The sequence below is a fragment of the Azospirillum sp. genome, from assembly GCF_050789165.1.
In genome coordinates, this window is sequence record NZ_JBOZRT010000033.1 from 96981 (window position 1) to 114250 (window position 17270).

General features: G+C 71.0%; 14 protein-coding genes. 7 read left to right on the forward strand and 7 right to left on the reverse strand.

All coding sequences use genetic code 11. The features are described from left to right. Window positions 1-146: 146 nt before the first annotated feature. Window positions 147-791, forward strand: coding sequence for a LuxR C-terminal-related transcriptional regulator (locus tag ACRWK7_RS07105; RefSeq protein WP_431855500.1), 645 nt, complete (start codon window positions 147-149; stop codon window positions 789-791). 64 nt (window positions 792-855) lie between these two features. After that, window positions 856-1296, forward strand: a complete 441-nt coding sequence (locus ACRWK7_RS07110) for a YccF domain-containing protein (RefSeq protein ID WP_431855501.1) — start codon at window positions 856-858, stop codon at window positions 1294-1296. Between the two features lie 223 nt (window positions 1297-1519). On the opposite strand, the gene ACRWK7_RS07115 is transcribed toward ACRWK7_RS07110, so the two are convergent. Beyond that, complete coding sequence (locus tag ACRWK7_RS07115) at window positions 1520-1957, reverse strand: CBS domain-containing protein (RefSeq protein WP_431855502.1); 438 nt, start codon at window positions 1955-1957, stop codon at window positions 1520-1522. A gap of 420 nt (window positions 1958-2377) precedes the next feature. Between ACRWK7_RS07115 and ACRWK7_RS07120 the strand changes: the two genes are divergently transcribed. Further along, the gene (locus ACRWK7_RS07120; protein WP_431855503.1) at window positions 2378-2734 is read left to right on the forward strand and encodes a hypothetical protein; all 357 of its coding nucleotides are present in this window, start codon (window positions 2378-2380) and stop codon (window positions 2732-2734) included. Between the two features lie 64 nt (window positions 2735-2798). Here the strand turns inward: ACRWK7_RS07120 and ACRWK7_RS07125 are convergent, their stop codons facing one another. The 4 genes from ACRWK7_RS07125 to ACRWK7_RS07140 form a co-directional block, all read right to left on the reverse strand. Beyond that, a complete protein-coding gene (locus ACRWK7_RS07125) occupies window positions 2799-3992 on the reverse strand; it encodes an acetate/propionate family kinase (RefSeq protein ID WP_431855504.1) in 1194 nt (397 codons plus the stop codon). Window positions 3993-4006: 14 nt separating this feature from the next. Further along, on the reverse strand, window positions 4007-5404 hold the full coding sequence (locus ACRWK7_RS07130; RefSeq protein ID WP_431855566.1) for a bifunctional enoyl-CoA hydratase/phosphate acetyltransferase: 1398 nt from the start codon (window positions 5402-5404) through the stop codon (window positions 4007-4009). Between the two features lie 570 nt (window positions 5405-5974). Further along, entirely contained in the window at window positions 5975-8155 is a 2181-nt protein-coding gene (locus tag ACRWK7_RS07135) for a sensor histidine kinase (RefSeq protein ID WP_431855505.1), read from the reverse strand. 243 nt (window positions 8156-8398) lie between these two features. After that, window positions 8399-9745 (reverse strand): ATP-binding response regulator, encoded by a 1347-nt coding sequence (locus tag ACRWK7_RS07140; protein ID WP_431855506.1) that lies wholly within the window; start codon window positions 9743-9745, stop codon window positions 8399-8401. Between the two features lie 230 nt (window positions 9746-9975). On the opposite strand from ACRWK7_RS07140, the gene ACRWK7_RS07145 reads away from it, so the two are divergent. From ACRWK7_RS07145 to ACRWK7_RS07155, 3 genes are all read left to right on the forward strand, one after another. Continuing rightward, entirely contained in the window at window positions 9976-11541 is a 1566-nt protein-coding gene (locus ACRWK7_RS07145; protein ID WP_431855507.1) for a sensor histidine kinase, read from the forward strand. Window positions 11542-11663: 122 nt separating this feature from the next. Beyond that, window positions 11664-12128: an MmcB family DNA repair protein gene (locus ACRWK7_RS07150; RefSeq protein WP_431855508.1), complete on the forward strand. Its 465-nt coding sequence runs from the start codon at window positions 11664-11666 to the stop codon at window positions 12126-12128. 71 nt (window positions 12129-12199) lie between these two features. Further along, complete coding sequence (locus ACRWK7_RS07155) at window positions 12200-13990, forward strand: response regulator (protein ID WP_431855509.1); 1791 nt, start codon at window positions 12200-12202, stop codon at window positions 13988-13990. On the opposite strand, the gene ACRWK7_RS07160 is transcribed toward ACRWK7_RS07155, so the two are convergent. Next, window positions 13987-15339, reverse strand: coding sequence for a serine hydrolase (locus tag ACRWK7_RS07160; RefSeq protein ID WP_431855510.1), 1353 nt, complete (start codon window positions 15337-15339; stop codon window positions 13987-13989). The two genes, ACRWK7_RS07155 and ACRWK7_RS07160, sit on opposite strands and share 4 nt — an antisense overlap. A 197-nt stretch (window positions 15340-15536) precedes the next feature. On the opposite strand from ACRWK7_RS07160, the gene ACRWK7_RS07165 reads away from it, so the two are divergent. Beyond that, window positions 15537-16271 carry a hypothetical protein gene (locus ACRWK7_RS07165; protein WP_431855511.1) on the forward strand — a complete coding sequence of 245 codons (735 nt, stop codon included), beginning with the start codon at window positions 15537-15539 and terminating at the stop codon, window positions 16269-16271. Here the strand turns inward: ACRWK7_RS07165 and ACRWK7_RS07170 are convergent. Beyond that, the gene (locus ACRWK7_RS07170; RefSeq protein WP_431855512.1) at window positions 16268-17011 is read right to left on the reverse strand and encodes a peptidase; all 744 of its coding nucleotides are present in this window, start codon (window positions 17009-17011) and stop codon (window positions 16268-16270) included. The two genes, ACRWK7_RS07165 and ACRWK7_RS07170, sit on opposite strands and share 4 nt — an antisense overlap. Between the last annotated feature and the right edge of the window lie 259 nt (window positions 17012-17270).

The following is a 17270-nucleotide window of genomic DNA, read 5'->3' on the forward strand; positions in this document are numbered from 1 at the left end:
TCCTTTTGTCTATGTGCCCCGTCGTAGCACCAAAAGCGCACTTTACCCGCACTCCCCCCAAGCATTAATTGACAAGAGCTTTCGATCAAGCGCCTGCCACTAAGGTGCAACAATCCTCCGCCCAGGAACCGGCAAAGGGCCACTCTATGAACGTGCTGATCGCCGACGATCACCTCCTGTTCCGGGACGGACTGCGGCGGCTCTTGTCGCAGTTCAAGGAGGAAATGACCTTCTTCGAGGCCAGTACTTTTGACGAGGTGCGGGCGCTGACCGACGGCGGCACGGAGTTCGACCTGATCCTGCTCGACTTAGGCATGCCCGGCTGGACCGGGTTCAACGAGCTGGGGGGCATCCACGCGCGACTGCCGCGGGCGCTGCTGGTGGTGGTCTCGGGGTCGGAGCGGCGGGCCGACCTGATGTCGGCGCTGGAGAATGGCGCCGCCGGCTACATTCCCAAGTCATCCAGCGCCAAGGTGCTGCTGGGCGCCCTGCAGCTGGTGCTGGCCGGCGGCATCTACGTGCCGGCGGAGGCGATCCGCGGCGATCTGGTGACCAACCCCGACGTGCTGGCCGACGACACGCTGACCAACGTCGGCCCCGGCGGCGGCGAACAGCTGACCCCGCGCCAGCGCGAGGTGCTGGAACGGCTGCGCGAGGGCAAGTCGAACAAGCAGATCGCCCACGAGCTGGGCCTGACCGAGGGCACGGTGAAGGTGCACGTCACGGCGATCCTCCGCCTGCTCGGCGTGCGCAACCGCACCCAGGCGGCGCTGACCGCGCAGGGCATGTAGCGTCCTCCCGCGCTCTTGAGTGCGCCGGGCTCAACCCCACATAGGGGCGGAAGGAGATCCGCCCATGCCCGTCGTCAGCCTCGTCCTCAACATTCTCTGGGTCGTCTTCGGCGGCCTGTGGATGGCCGCCGCCTGGCTGCTGGCGGCGGTGATCATGGTCATCACCATCATCGGCATCCCCTGGGCGCGCGCGGCGCTGACCATGGCGTGGTACGCGCTGCTGCCCTTCGGCCAGACGGCGGTGCGCCGCGACGCCTACGGGCGCGAGGATCTTGGCACCGGGCCGCTCGGCACGCTGGGCAACATCCTCTGGTTCGTGTTCGCCGGCTGGTGGCTGGCGCTCGGCCACCTGATCACCGCGGTCGGCCTGGCGCTGACCATCATCGGCATTCCCTTCGCCTGGGCGCACCTGAAGCTGGCCGGGCTGGCGCTGTGGCCCATCGGCACCGAGATCGTCACCACCGACGAGGCCGAGACGCGCCGCCGCGCCGTGCTGATGCGGTAAGGCTTGCTGCCCCCTCCCCATCCCTCCCCCGCTGATGCGGTGGAGGGGGCAGGGCGGCGGAGTTCCCTCTCCCGCGAAGCTCCCGCGCAAGCTTCGCTTGCGCTGACGCGACAGGCGGATCCTCCGGATCCGCCGAGAGCGGGGGAGGGTTAGGGAGGGGGCAAAAGACCCAACGGTAGAATGCACCTCGGGGCAGCGAGTGCGCAGGGGAGCCGCCAGGAAGTCACAGAACCTCGGTCAGGCTCTCCATGATCTCCTTCTCGCGGTCGAGAAGGGCCAGCTCGTCCCCGAGGAAGTCGCGCATCGAGATGACGCCGACCACCTTGCCGCCCTCGACGATCGGCAGGTGCCGGAGGCTGTTGCTGGACATCTGGCGCAGCGCGTCGCGCACGCTGGTCTCGAGTCCCACCGTGATCGGGCACGGCGTCATCACGTCAGACAGCCGGGTCGTCTCGGGGTCGAGCCCGCCGGCGACCACGCGTTCGGTCAGGTCGCGCTCGGTGAAGATGCCTTCCAGGTGGTCGTCGCCGGATTCGGTGACGACCACCGAGGCGACGTGCGCCGACTTCATCTGGGCCGCCGCATCCCGAACCGAAGCCTCCGCGGGCAGAGACACCACGCGGCGGTTGCTGACCAGGTCGCCGACATTGCGGTGCATCATGGCTGCTCTCCTCTGTTCTTGCGTGGTAGGGGATTGGCGAAAGTGCTCGACACAAAGGTCTGCGCAAAGGTCGGGCGCGCCGCACCCTTCGCACTTGCACAAAAAACTTATGGCGAACGCACAAAACCTTTGAAAAGGTGAAGTAGCCGGAGGGAGGGGATAACTCCAGCGAAGACTAAACCCTTTCAAGAACACGCACGAGTATTCGGCCGCGAACGGGACAACATGGGAGACATGCCTTACCGGCATGCGACATAACCGCCCACCACTGCCATCGCCGGGTGCATCTGGCACACAATTCCCATGACCTCGCGCGACACGGCGAGGGCCTTAACCTTTGCTCAACGAAATATGACTCAAACTGCGTCGAACTGTTTCGGTTAACGGCATTTTGCCGGGCTGTATAAGGCGCTCACCGTCATGTCGTGGCTGTCGAAATTGACCGGCAAGGACAAATCCCCGCAGGGCTCCGGCGCGAGCCCGAAGCAGCGCCCGTCCGGACCGCCGCACATCCTGATCGACCGCAACGAATACGAGCCGGCGGAATTCGCCATGGGCTCGTTCCGCATCCGCCCCTACGACGGCGACCTGATCGCCAAGCAGCAGTTCGACTTCCGCATTGCTTTCCAGTCGGGCGACGAGAGGATCGAGTTCGCCTGCCGCGGCATCGTGGTGAAGATGGACGGCACCGCCGGCCTCGTCGCCCGCTATTCCCAGCCGCAGCCGTTCTACGAGCGCAAGCTCATCGACTACCTGAAGGCCTGGAAGGGCCTGTAGGCGTTAGAAACGAAAAAGCCCTCCCCGGTCCCGGGGAGGGCTTTCGTCGTTTCGGGAGCGCGACTCAGCGCCGCTCCATGACCTCGACGGTGTGCTGGGCGATCATGCGCTCCTCGTCGGTGGGGATGACGAAGACCGGGATGCGGCTGTCCGGCGCGCTGATCGTCACCTCGTTGGCGTCGTTGGCGTCGGGGTCCAGGTGGACGCCGAGCCACGCCAGCTTCTTCGCCACCCGCGCCCGCACCGGGGCCGAGCGCTCGCCGATGCCGGCGGTGAAGACGATGGCGTCCAGCCCGCCCATGGAAGCGGCGAGCGCGCCGGTCTCCTTGGCGACGCTGTGGCAGAACAGCTCGACCGCCTCGGCGGCGTGCGGCTCGGCCGACTCCAGCAGCACCCGCATGTCGTTGGAGATGCCCGACACGCCGAGCAGGCCCGACTTGTTGTAGAGCAGCTTCTCCAGCTCGTCCGCGCCCATGCCCTTGGCGCGCATCAGGTAGATCAGCACGCCCGGGTCCAGCCGGCCGGTGCGCGTGCCCATGGGCAGGCCGTCCACCGCGGTGAAGCCCATGGTGCTGTCGATGCTCTTTCCGGCCTTGACGGCGCACATGCTGGCGCCGCTGCCCAGGTGGCAGACGACGACGTGCGCGTTCGCCAGCTCCGGCGCCACCTCGGGCAGGCGGCGGGCGATGTACTCGTAGGACAGGCCGTGAAAGCCGTAGCGGCGGATGCCCTCCTCGGTCATCGCCCGCGGCAGCGCGAACGTCTGCGACTGCCAGGGCTGGCCGCGGTGGAAGGCGGTGTCGAAGCACGCCACCTGCGGCAGCTCCGGGTGCGCCTCGGCCAGCGCGCGGATGGCGGCGAGGTTGTGCGGCTGGTGCAGCGGCGCCAGCGGGATCAGCGCGTCGAGCTCCGCCATCACCTCCGGCGTCAGCAGCACGGGGTGCGAATACTTCGACCCGCCGTGCACGACGCGGTGGCCGGCGGCGATCAGCTTCGCCCCCTCCAGACGCTCCTCCACCCAGTCGAGCAGGTAGGAGAGCAGCGCCGTGCGGTCGCTCTTCTCCCCCGCCCCCCAGGCCTTGTCGGCGAGGACGCGCCTGGACGTGTCCTTCGCCTCGAACTTCGGCTCGGTGCCGATGCCGGAGATTTGTCCGTTGATCGCCACCACCACGTCGCCGCCCGGCTTCTCGCGGAAGACCGAGAACTTCAGGCTCGACGAGCCGGCGTTGATGACCAGGATCGCGTTACCGGTGCTCATGTCCGACACCCCGCTCACTCGGCCGCCGCCACGGCGGCGCGGCGGCGCGCGGCGGCCACCAGCACGGCGACGGCGCAGGACGCCAGCCGGGTGCGCACGTTGTCGGCGCGGCTGGTCAGGATGATCGGAACCCGCGCGCCCAGCACGATGCCGGCGGCGTCGGCGTTGGCCAGGAACGACAGCTGCTTGGCCAGCATGTTGCCGGCCTCCAGGTCGGGCACCAGCAGGATGTCCGGCTGGCCGGCGACCTCGGACTTGATGCCCTTGGTGCGCGCCGCCTCCAGGCTGATGGCGTTGTCGAAGGCCAGCGGGCCGTCCAGGATGCCGCCCTTGATCTGGCCGCGGTCCGCCATCTTGCACAGCGCGGCGGCCTGCAGCGTCGTTTCGATCTTTGGGTTGATGGTCTCCACCGCCGAGAGGATGGCGACCTTCGGCGTTTCCACGCCCAGCACCTTGGCGAGGTCGATGGCGTTCTGGACGATGTCGACCTTGTCCTCCAGCGTCGGGTAGATGTTGATCGCCGCGTCGGTGATCAGCAGGGCGCGCGGGTAGGTCGGCACGTTCATCACGAAGACGTGGCTGAGACGGCGGCCGGTGCGCAGACCCTTCTCCTTGCGGACCACCTCGGCCATCAGCTCGTCGGTGTGCAGCGAGCCCTTCATCACCGCCTCGACCTCGCCGGAGCGGGCGAGCGCGACGCCGGTCTCGGCGGCGGCGTGGCTGTGCTCGACGTCCACGATGCGGCAGCGGCCCAGATCGACGCCGAAGGTGTCGGCGACCGAGCGGATCTTGCTCTCCGGACCGACCAGCACCGGGGCGATCAGCCCGGCCTCGGCGGCCTCGACAGCGCCCTTGAGCGAGCTTTCGTCGCACGGGTGCACGACGGCGGTCGGCACCGGCGGCAGCGCCTCGCACTTCTTCAGCATCTCGTCGTGCTTGTCGTGGCGGATGACCTGCACCTGCGGCAGTTCGTGCGCCTCGCGGCGGACCTTCATGGTCGGCGCGATGACCTCGGCGGTGCCGGTGACGACCTCCTTGCCGTCCTGGTTCAGGCAGACGCAGTCGAAGACCACGACCTGCTTGTCGTCGCGCTTCTCGCGCGCCGTGACGGTGGCGGTGATGACGTCGCCCACGCCGACCGGGCGGCGGAAGCGCAGGTCCTGCCCCAGGTAGATGGTGCCCGGGCCCGGCAGCAGCGTGCCGAGCACCGCCGAGATCAGCGAGCCCGACCACATGCCGTGGCCGATCACCTTGTGGAACAGGCTGTCGGCCGCGTACTCCTCGTCGAGGTGGGCCGGGTTGATGTCGCCGGACACGGTGGCGAACAGCTCGATGTCGGACATCGTCAGACGACGCGACAGGCTGGCCGACTGGCCGATCTCAATTTCTTCGAAGGTGACGTTCTCGATCATGGCGGCGGCCCCGTTCTTGGCGACGTCGATCACGGTGTCCATACTGGCGTGCTCCTAGGGAAGACGGCTTTTGTTTTTTGGTGCGTTGCGCGACCGGCCGTACATACCCCGGCACGATGAAACGGTCGTGACAGCCCGCCCCTTTTCCAGCGTTCGGCGCGCTGCATCGCACACCGCCCGGGACGCGGGCCGAGCTCCCGCATCACCCGCCGGTGAGGACCAGCAATCGGCGCCGGATCGCAGCCGATGGCGCCAAGCGCCGCTGATCTCGCGGCCGAGCGGAAGATATTTACTGTCGAACTATGCAGAAAGTCAAGTCACCCTCCCCAAGCGCGACCCCGGCGGTAAAGTATTTACTTTCCGTTAACTATTTTCATACTGGCGCAGATCAACCTCCCGAAGACCGCGCGATACGGTGGATTCTTTCACGTGCGACGCAAAAGTCGCCTTTCCGTTGCGCAGCATAACCCTGCTGCAACGCAGCAATACCACCATCGCACAGGCTTCACGCAACGGCTGGCGGCGGGGAATTGTGCACTGCGACAGAATGCTGCATGCGGGCGCGGGCGATCAGGCCCGCACGGACACCGGCCGCGGCTCCTCGCCGACGCGGCTGTCGGCGCCCAGCGGCATGGCGATGGCGAACACCGTCCCGCGCCCGACGCGCGAGCGGACGGTCACCCGGTGGTTGAGGATCTGCGACGTGCGCCGCACGATCGACAGACCGAGGCCGAGGCCGCCGGTGTTGTCGTTGCGGTTGGCGTCGCAGCGGTAGAAGTCCTCGAAGATGCGCTGCAGCTGGTCGTCGGGAATGCCCGGCCCGGTGTCCCACACCTCGATCGACAGCACCGCGCCGCGCCGCCGGCAGCCCAGCAGGATGCTCCCCGCCTCGGTGTAGCGCAGCGCGTTGACCAGCAGGTTGCGCACCATGCGCTCCAGCAGCACCGGGTCGCTGCGCACGATGGCCGTGCAGCCGACGGTGCGGAAGCCCAGCCCCTTGCCGGCGGCCTGGTCGGCCATCTCGGTCGCCAGCCGCTCGACGATGTCGCCCACGGCGACCTCGCCGATGCGCGGCTTGACGTTGCCGGCCTCCAGCGCCGAGGTGTCGAGCAGCGCGTTCAGCAGCGCGTTGCCGGCCGACAGCGCCTCGCCCAGCTTGCCCGCCACCTCCAGCTGCTTGGGGTCATGCAGGCGGGCCATCAGGATGTGGTGGAACAGGCTCATCGCCTGGAAGGGCTGGCGCAGGTCGTGGCTCGCCGCCGCCAGGAAGCGGGTCTTGGCCTGGTTGGCGCGCTCCGCCTCGGCGTGCGCGTCGGCCAGCGCCTCCTTGATCTGGGTGCTCTCGGTGACGTCGATCTCGGCGCAGATGATGCCGCAGACCGCCCCGGTCTCGTCGCGCAGGGGCTCCACCACCAGATCGGCGACCAGCGTGCGGCCGGCCACGGTCACCCGCACCTCCTGCCGGGTGCCGACGCCGGTCTCGATCACCGGCCGCTTCAGCGCGTCGAGCACGGCGGCGTCGTGGGAATCGAACAGGTCGGCGTGCGTCTTGCCGATGAAGCGGTCCGCCGGGATGGGCACCTGCGGGTTGTAGACCCAGACGAAGCGCAGGTCGCGGTCCTGGCTGAACAGCGACACCCGCGAATGGCGCAGCGCCAGGCGGAAGCGTTCCTCGCTGTCGCGCAGCATGCGGGCCATGGCGGCGCGCGCCCGCGCCTCGGTGTGCAGCAGCGCCTTGGCGCGCGCCTCGCGGCGCAGGTAGACGGTGAGCAGCCCGGTCAGCATCAGCCCGACCACCAGCAGGCCGTACGCCCCGATCTCGCCGGGCGCCAGCAGGACCGGCTGCGGCACCAGCACCACCTCCCAGCGCCGGCCGCCGACCTCCAGCCCCTCGACAAAACGGGACAGCCCGGCCAGCTCCGCCTCGCCCCGCAGGGGGGCGCCCGGGGCCGCCTGGCCCGCCAGCAGGCGCCGGCCGGCCGGAGCGTCGGTGTCCAGCAGATAGACCTCGCCGCGCACGGGACGGGCGCCGAACACCTCCTCCGCCAGGCGGTCGACGCGGAACTCCGCCATCAACAGCCCGCCGGCGGTGGCGCAGCCGACGCTGGGGTGGTTCGGCTCGCCGAACACACCGTAGACCGGCATGTAGAGCACGACGTTGCGCGCCGCGCCGTCACCCGCGGGCAGCGCGCCGGTGGCGGTGATGCGACCGGCTGCGCACGCCTCCTCCAGCACCGCCCGCCGCCCCTCCAGCGAGGCGAGGTCGAGTCCCGGCTCCGCCTCGCCGCCGACGCGCGGCTCCAGGTAGGAGACGATGAAGTGGTCGTCGCCGCCCGGCAGCCGGGCACCATTGCCCCTGCCGTGCGCCGCGAAATCCTGGTAGCCCTGGGCGCGCGCGTCGTGCTCCACCATGGCGACGTCGCGGGAAACGACGTGGCGCACCCAGCCGACGGCCACCAGCTCCGGGAACAGTGGCCGCATCGGCGCCACCGCGGCGGCGAAGTCGCTGCGCGTCATGGCGCCGCCGGCGAACAGGCCGCGCAGCGCGTGCAGCAGCAGCGCCTGACGGTCGAAGCGGTCCACCAGCGCCTGCTGGAGCTGCACGACCTGCCGCTCGACCAGCGCGCGGTCGGCGTCGCGCGAGGCCTCGCGCAGCAGGACGAAGACGACGACCGACAACACCACCCCGGCCGCTGCCAGGAGAAGGATCGCCGGGAAACCGTTCCGCCTCTGCACCGCTCCGAACACCATCGCACCCTGCCGCTGCCCCCGGGAACCGCACCGCCGAGGGAGTTAGAAGCATACGAAACGACGTCGATGCTGCAAGGCAAAATCCACGTCATCGGCCGAAAGACAAGACTTCTCCAGCCTTCGGTGGAGCGGGAATTCTGTTGAAATCCCGTCAACCAAAAGTGATGGAGCAACAATTACAAAGACGACATCGACGCCGGCGAGCAAGAGGCCGGCCACCATGTTCGCGATTACAATTCATTATCACGGACGCAACCGTTCGCGGCCGAGCAGGTTGGCGAGCGCCGTGCGCAGCGCCAGCGGCGCCACCGGCTTGTGCAGAAGCGGGTAGCCGGACAGCCGGGCCTCGCGCAGGCGTTTCGGGTCGGTGTCGCCGGTCAGGACCAGGCCGGGTACCGCGGTGTCCAGCGCCTTGGCGATCTGCCGGATGGCGACGATGCCGTTGGCCGCGCCCTTGAGGCGCAGGTCGGCGATGATCAGGTCGGGCGCCTGCGGGTCGGGGCCGAGCACCTCCATGGCGGCGTCGAAGGACTCCGCGCCGATCACCGCGCAGCCCCATTGGCCGAGCAGAACGCCCAGCGCCTCCAGGACCAGCCGGTCGTCCTCGATGACCAGCACGCGGGCGCGGCTGACGTCGGCCTCCGCCCCGGAGTCGGGCAGCGGCGGCGCGGCGGGCTCCTCCTCCTGGTCCGGCACCAGGCGCACGATGACGGAGAAGCGCGAGCAGCGCCCCGGCACGGAGTCGATTTCGATGCGGTGCCCGAGCCGTTGCGCCAGCCCGCCCGCCAGCGTCAGGCCGAGGCCGAGCACGCTGCCCGACTGCTCGTCGCCCGGCGGCCGCGCCAGCTCGGCGCGCAGCAGGGCGAGCTGGTCCGCCGGCACGCCGCGGCCGCTGTCCCACACCTCGATGCGCAGCTCGCCGCCGCGCCGCCGGCAGCCGAGCAGGACCCGCCCGCGCTCGGTGTGGCGCAGCGCGTTGGCGAGCAGCGCGTGCAGGATGCGCTCCAGCAGGGTCGCGTCGGTCTCCACCATGGCCGAGCAGGGCAGCACGGAAAAACGCAGCCGCCGCGCCTCGAAGCGCGGCGCGAAGTCGAGCGCCAGCCGCGTCAGCATGCCGTTCACGGCGTGCCGGCCGACCTCCGGCTCCAGCAGCCCGGCCTGCAGCCGCACCAGGTCGAAGTGGCCGTCGACCATGGTCTTCATGGATTGCACGGCGGCGGACATGGAGCGCAGCACGTCGCGCGCCGCCGGCTCGGCGACCCGGCCGTCCAGCGCACCGACCAGCAGCGACAGCGCCGCCAGCGGCTGGCGCAGGTCATGGCTGGCGGCGGCGAACAGCCGGCTGCCGCGGTCGGCGCTCAGCCCCGGCGCCGCGCCCAGCGTGCGCACCAGCCCGCCGTCCGCCAGCCGGGCGTCGCGCACCGGCACGCCCGCCAGCCGCTCGTCCAGCGTGGCCAAGGCCACCCCCTCGGCAAGCGCACCGGCAAGGGCCGGGAAAGCCTGGGCCGCCGTATTCCAGGCGACCAGCCGCAACGCCCGGTCGAAGACCAGGAGCGGCTCCTGAACCGCGTTTCCGCCGCCGTCCTCCACAGGATCCCCATCCTCAGCGCGTAACCCCTTCGACAAGCGTACAAAACCGCTTCCGATCCGCCAACCCTCGCCTTCGAACGAGCCTATGACCGATCCCGCACCTCCCTAAAGTTTTACTCAAACGCTCAACTCATAGCCTGCGGTGTTAAAGATTATTAGCCAAAAAGAAGGGAAATCCCGCGTGAAATTGTTTATGAATTCTTCATAAGCCGCCTCCGATGATTGCCATCATGATTGGTCATACCGATACCCCACGGCAGCGCCCTGACGGCGCCGGATCCGGCGGCTCCGCCGTTCCGGCGGCGGCCCTGCTGGCGGCGCTGCCCGATGGCGCGGGCGTGCTGGCGGCAGTGCGGGGCGCCGGCGGGATGGTGGAGGACTTCGAGTGGAGCGCCGCCAATCCGACGGCGGAGCGGCTGTTCGGCGGGCCGCTGGCCGGGCGCCGGCTGCGGCGCGACGGCGCCGACGGCGGCTGCCGCGCGCTCGGCGAGGTGCTGGCCGAGGCCCTGGCGTCCGGCGCGCCGGTGCAGCGCAAGCTGGGCACCGCGACGGCGCGCTGGCGCGTGGCGGCCACGCCGTTCGGCGACGGCGTGTGCGTCACGGTCGCCGACCTCGGCGGCGGCGACCCGGTTCGGGTGGCGCTGGAGCACAGCACCGAGGGCTTCGCCCTGTTCGACGCGCAGGGCCGGCTGGTCGAGTTCAACGGCCGGCTCAGAACCTTCTTCCCGGAGATCGCCGACGCCATCGTGCCCGGCGCCCGGTTCGAGGACCTGCTGCGCCGCTACCTCGCGCTCGATCCGTCCGCCCCGCCGGCCGGGCCGGAGCGCGAGGCGCTGGTGACGCGCCGGCTGGCCCGCCACCGCAAGTCCGAAGCCGAGTCCGCCTTCACGTTCCGCACCATCGGCGGCCGCTGGCTGCTGGCCAGCGAACGGCCGACGCCGGACGGCGGCATGGTCTCCCTCCACTCCGACATCGGGGCGCTGAAGGAGAAGGAGGAGGCGTTGCGCGCCAGCCAGATGGAGGCGCTGGCCGCCAAGCTGCAGGCCGAGCGCGCCAGCCGCGCCAAGACCGAGTTCCTGGCGCACATGAGCCACGAGCTGCGCACCCCGCTGAACGCCGTGATGGGCTTCACCGAGCTGATGCTGGGGGAAACGCTGGGGCCGCTGGGCAGCCCGCGCTACCGCGCCTACGCCCAGGACATCCACGACAGCGGCGGCCACCTGCTGGCCCTCATCAACGACATCCTCGACCTGTCGCGCATCGAGGCCGGCCAGCTGAGCCTGCGCGAGGAGATCACCGACCCCGGCGAGGCGGTGCAGCACGCCGCCGCCCTGGTGCGCAAGACCGCGCTGGAGCGCGGGATCGACCTCGCCGTCGATGTGGAGGCCGGCCTGCCGGTGCTGCACGCCGACGTGCGGGCACTGCGGCAGATGGTGCTGAACCTCGCCAGCAACGCGGTGAAATTCACGCCGGAGGGCGGGCACGTGGTGGTTTCGGCCCGCGGCACGCCGGACGGCGGCGTCGGCATCATGGTCGCCGACACCGGCATCGGCATCGACCCGCGGCAGCTGCCGCGCCTGCTGGAGCCGTTCGGCCGCGCCGACGGCTTCAAGGCGCACGAGGCGGAGGGCACCGGCCTCGGCCTGCCCATCGTCAAGCGGCTGGTGGAGCTGCACGGCGGCCGGCTGGAACTGACCAGCGAACCCGGCCACGGCACCACGGCCATCCTGCTGTTCCCGGCCGCCCGCAGCCTGCCCCGCACCCTCTGCCCGCCGCCGGCGCTGCGGATCGGCTAGGTTCGCAGCCCCCTCCCCGACCCTCCCCCCCTGCGCGGGAGAGGGGCAGTCGCACTTTACCCTTGATGCGCCCGCCCGCCCCGGCGCATGGTGGACCGTTCGTTCACGACACGTTCCCACCCATGACCGACACCCCTGATGCCCCCGCCCCCGGCGCCGCCGCGATCTGCCGCGGCGTGCGGCGCGCGCTGTGGCAGCGCGGCTTCTCCAGCCTGACCGAGTTCCGGCTGGCGAGCGGCCGGCGCGCCGACGTGCTGGCGGTGGACGAGGCCGGCCGCGTGGTGATCGTCGAGGTGAAGAGCTGCGTCGCCGATTTCCGCACCGACCAGAAGTGGCCGGAGTACCGGGACTGGTGCGACGCCTTCTTCTTCGCCGTGGACGAGGCGTTCCCCGCCGACCTGATTCCCGAGGACTGCGGGCTGATGGTGGCGGACTCCTTCGGCGCCGCGGTGCTGCGCGAGGCGCCGGAGAGCCGGCTCGCCCCGGCGCGGCGCAAGGCGCTGCTGCTGCGCACCGCGCTGGTCGCCTCGGCCCGGCTGCACCGCATCGAGGACCCGCAGTTCGCCCCGGACCAGATGGGCGGGTGAGGCTGATCGTCCGGTGGCGGGCACATCCAGCGCGCGCTATAACCGGTCGTCCCTGCACGCGAGGCGCCCGCATGCCACAGCCGCCCGACACGCCCTCCCCCACCGCGCGGCGCCGTGCGGCGCTGCTGGGTGGCGCGGCACTGGGCGGGCTGGCCGTGGCGGTGGTGGTGGCGGGCGCGGTGTGGATGGCCGCCCGCCCCGCCCTGATCCTGGTTGAGGACCGCGCGGCGCGCGACCACACGGCCGCCATGGCGGCGCTGCGGCTGGCCGAGGCCGTCGGACGGCTGGCCGTCGCGACGCCGCCGCTCGCCGACGCCCGCACCGGCACCGTCCGCCTCGCCGCCCGTGCCGAGTTGCACGGGCAGGCCCGCGACGTCTCCAGCCTCGCGACGGAGGTCGCGCAGAGCGGGCTGCACCGCGCCACCATCGAGGGGCTGCGCCGCCCGCTGTCCGGCCTGGGCGGCGAAATCGAGGAGCTCGACCGCGCCGTCGAGGCGCGCATCGCCACCGAGGCCGAACTGCACAACGCCCTGACCCAGGTGCCCGAGCGCCATGCCGCGCTCCGCGCCGCCCTGGCGCCGCTGGCCCGGGAGGCGCTGGCGGACGGGCCGCGCGCCGCCGCGCTGCTGAGCGCGCGCGACGGCATCGCCGAGCGCGCGCAGCGGCTGGCCGACCGGCTGCTCGCCGGCGGGGACGCGGACGCCTTCCGCGCCGACGCACGCGCGCTGGAAGGACAGCTCGACCAGCTGCCGATCGGTCCGGCCAGCGTCGCCCGCGCGGAGGCGGCGCGCCAGCTGATGGCGTTCGGCCTCGACCCCGGCAACGTCTTCGAGCTGCGGCAGGAGCTGGCCCGGCTCAACGGATTGATCGCCGAGCGCGCCCGCGTCGGACGCGCCAAGGCGGAGGAGGTGTCGCAGCTCGCCCGCCGCGCCGCCGACGGCATCGGCGACGCCGCCGGCACCGTCCGCGCCAACGCCGCCGCCCTGCTGCGCGCCGCCCCGGTGCTCGCCGCAACGTTGGCCGGCGTGGCGGTGCTGGTCGCCGGCGTGCGCCGGCGCGCCGAACCGTCCCCGGCGGAGTCCGGCGCGGCGCCGGCGGACGACGCGCCGGGCGGCCTGCGCGTGCTGCTGGCCGAGGACGAGCGCATGACCCAGGCGGTGGCCGCCGCCCTGCTGCGCCGCGCCGGCCACGCGGTGACGGTGGTGGACGACGGCCGCGCCGCGCTGGAGGCGGTGCGGGCACAGCCGTTCGACCTCGTGCTGCTCGACCTGCGCATGCCGGAGATGGATGGCATCGAGGCGCTGCGCCGCATCCGCGCCCTGCCCGACCGCGCGCAGGCGGCGGTGCGCGTCGTCGTGCTGACCGCCAGCGCCCTGCCCGAGGACGCCGACCGCTGCCGCGCCGCCGGCGCCGACGCCGTGCTGGCGAAGCCGCTGCGGCTGGACGCGCTCCTGCCCGTGCTGGACGGGCGCGCCGCACCGGACGCGGCGGAGGGCCCTCCGGTGTTCGACCCGACGGCGCTGGACCCGATGCTCGACGCCCTGCCGCCGCCGCGCGTGGCGGCGCTGATCGGCAGCACGCTGAAGGCGCTGGGCGACTACCGGGAAACTCTGCGCGCGGCGTGGGCCGCGGGCGACCGCTCCGCCGCCGGCGCCATGGCGCACAAGGTGGCCGGCGTGGCCGGCGTCTACGGTTGCCTGGCGCTGCGTCAGGCCGCGCAGGCGCTGGAGCGCGCCGTCGAGGCGGGCGACGGCGACCCGGCCGCCCTGATGGACGCGCTGGAGGCGGCCTACGGGCCGGCGCTGGCGGCGCTGGAGCGGGAACAGCGCCTGCTGCCCGCCGCGCCGCCGGTGGCGGATTAGGTCCGGTCGGCGGCCGTCGGCGCCAGGGCGACGCAGCGCTGGCCGGTCTTCAGCAACTCGGTGCAGACGGTACGGGCCGCCTTCTCGTCCAGGCCGCTCAGGCGGGCCCGGTACATCTTGCCCTTCTTGCTGGCGATCTCGACGACGCTCGGCTTGGCGGCGGAGAGCAGGCGCGGCAGCTTCCGCGACGCCTGGGTCAGCGCCTTCTGCCCGGCGGCCTTGGTGCCGAACGCCCCGACCTGCACGACCCAGCCCTCGGCGCTGCGGACCGGCGTCGCCGGCGCGACGGCGGCGGCGAGCTGGGCGATGGACGTCGGTTTCGGATCGACCTTCTTCGGGGTCGGCGCCGCCTTCTTCACGGCGCGCGGCGCGGGACGCGGTTCGTCCTCCTCGTCGTCCTCGACGGCCCGGGCGACCTGCGGCACTGGCACGGCCTGCGCCACCACCGGGGCGTCGGGGTCACCCCCCTTGCCGCGGCGCAGCTTGGCGAACGCCTCGTCGAGCAGCACCGCCATGCGGTTGTCGCGCGACACCGCCGACTTGCCGCCCATCACCACCGCGATCAGCCGGTGCCCGTCGCGCACCGCCGAGGCGGCGAGGTTGAAGCCGGACGCCACCGTGTAGCCGGTCTTGATGCCGTCCATGCCCTCGTAGCGCGACATCAGGCGGTTGTGGTTGTGCAGCGAGCGGCCGCCGTACAGGAAGTTGCGGCGGCTGAAGTACGGGTAGTACTTCGGATGATCCTTGAGCATCGCCTGGCTGAGCACCGCGAAGTCGCGCGCCGTGGTCACCTGCTCCGGGTTGGGCAGGCCGTTCGGGTTGCGGAAGACGGTGCGCTTCATGCCCAGCTCGCGCGCCTTGCGGGTCATCGCCTCGGCGAAGCGGGCCTCGCTGCCGCCCAGCGCCTCCGCCAGCACCACCGCGGCGTCGTTGGCCGACTTGGTGACCAGGCCGAGGATCGCCTGCTCGACCCGGATGGTCGAGCCGGGACGCAGGCCCAGCTTGGTCGGCGACTGCGACGACGCGTACTCCGACACCGGCAGCGCCTGGTCGAGCGTCAGCCGCCCGTCGTCCAGCGCGTCGAAGGTCAGGTAGAGGGTCATCATCTTGGTCAGCGACGCCGGCGGCGTCAGGGCGTCGGCGTCGTGCTCGTGCAGCACCTCGCCGGTGCGGGCGTCGATGACGATGGCCTCGTAGCGGGCGGCCGACGCCGGGGCGGCGCCGATCACCACGGCGAAGGCGAACGCCGCGACCGGGTTTCGCAGAAACGCGACCGCATCCGGCCCGCAGCGCACGGCCTGGACGAGTTGAGCCAAGGCGGAGTGCGCGCGGCGCTGCGTCACGGTCATGATGCCCCCGGAATTCGACCTGCACCGGTCAACAAGCGCAATGGTAAATACGAGCCAAATCAGTGTCTAGCGGGAATTCGTTAATTTCCTGCTTTGTGATTTCGCAGCAACTTCGACGAAAATGGGCTAGGCTGACTGCCGGACGGGGACTTGCCGCGTTGTGCGGTGAGGCCCCACCTCAGCCGTGGGACCCTTCCATGGGACAGGGGGACGCGATGACGCTGACGGCGGCTAAAGGGCTGGGCTGGACACTGGCGGGCGCGCTCCTGGCCGCCGGCTGCGCCTCTTCGGGACCCACCGACAACCCGGCGGCGCGCCGGATGTCGTGGATCAGCTACGTCAGCGGCGACGACCTGCGCAGCGCGTGCCGCAGCGACGGGCCCGAGCGTTACCGGCTGGTGTTCAACGCCGACTACAACCAGCACGTCCGCACCTACGACCTGACCGCCGACCCGGCGGACGGCGGCGCCGTGCTGGAGGCACGGGTGATCCAGGCGACCGACCTCGCCCGCATGGACGCCTCCGACCCGCTGGCCAATCTGCGCGGCGTCACGGCGCAGACCAAGCTGACGGCGCCGCAGTTCCTGGCCTTCATCGCCTCGCTGACCGAGAGCGGCGCCTTCGACGGCGTGCCCGACCGGTTGCGGCTGCGCTCCAACGGCATCTACTGGCTGGTGAACGGCTGCCACGGCGGGCGGTGGTTCTTCTCCGCCTACCCGTACCCGGACCACCGCTTCGTCGATGTCCGCTTCGCCGAACCGCTGGCGGCGCTCGACGGCACCGGCGTGCCCTTCCCCACCCTGCCGGCGCCCGGCACGCAGTCGGACCCTCCGCGCGACGACCCGGGCGCGACCTTCCAGCTCGACGTCGATGCCAACGGCGTCATCGGCCCGACGCACCTGTTCGGGCCGTGGACTCTGGCGGGCCGCTAATCCTTCTGGCGCAGCGCCTCGGGCACCAGCGTCTCGACCCAGGGGCCGTCCGGCATCCGGCGGACCAGGTCGGTGATGTTGCGGTTCCACCACAGGCGCTGCTCGACCAGGTCGTCGTAGTCGAAGTTGGTCTGCCGCCACGCCCGTCCCGCACGGTCGTAGCTGACCATGTCGATGGGGAAGCCGACGTCGTTCGAGGAATAGCGGGTGGAGTCGAAGGACAGGTAGGCGATCTTCAGCGCCGTCGACATGTCGGTGTCGTACTTCAGCGCGCGGTCGAGGATCGGCTTGCCGTAGGCGGTGGCGCCGATCGACAGATAGGGCGTGCGCTCGTCCACCTCGATCCAGTTGCCCTCGGGATAGATCAGGTACATGCCCGGCTCGTCGTCCTCGGCCAGCTGGCCGCCGATGATGGCATGCAGGTTGAAGTGCAGCTTGGACGCCTCCAGCGCCTCCTTGTCCTCGGCCGACACTTGGCGCAGGCACTGCGAGAAGGCGGTGACCGCGTCCAGCATGGTGGCGAAGCTCTCGCCCCGGCGCCGCGCCATGTCGCGGCGCAGGTAGGCCAGCGTCTTGTCGCGCACGCTGCGCAGCCCGGAGTTCAGGATGAAGAAGCGGTCGCCGTCCGCCCCCATCATGGTCACCTTGCGCGCCGAGGACAGCTGCGTGCCGCTGGTGATGCGGCCGTCCGACAGACCGATCAGGCCGTCGCGGGTCTTGATGCCGAGGCAATAGGTCATGAGCCGGTGCGTTCCCGAGAGTGTTCCTCCGTCCCGAGGATCGCGCTGCGGCATCCCGCCGCAGGTCCTACGACTTCTGGCGGCAACGCATCCGGCGGACGGTTCGGGTAGGATTGGGCACGCGCGCCGGTAAAGCTTTCGTTAAGCAAAGCTTCGCACACGAAGCCCGCGAAGCTTCGAATGTCTTTGTGCAGTGCACAATTTTCCCGTTGACTCCTGCCTCCTTCTTGATCACATTGGCGATGCTGCACCGCAACAT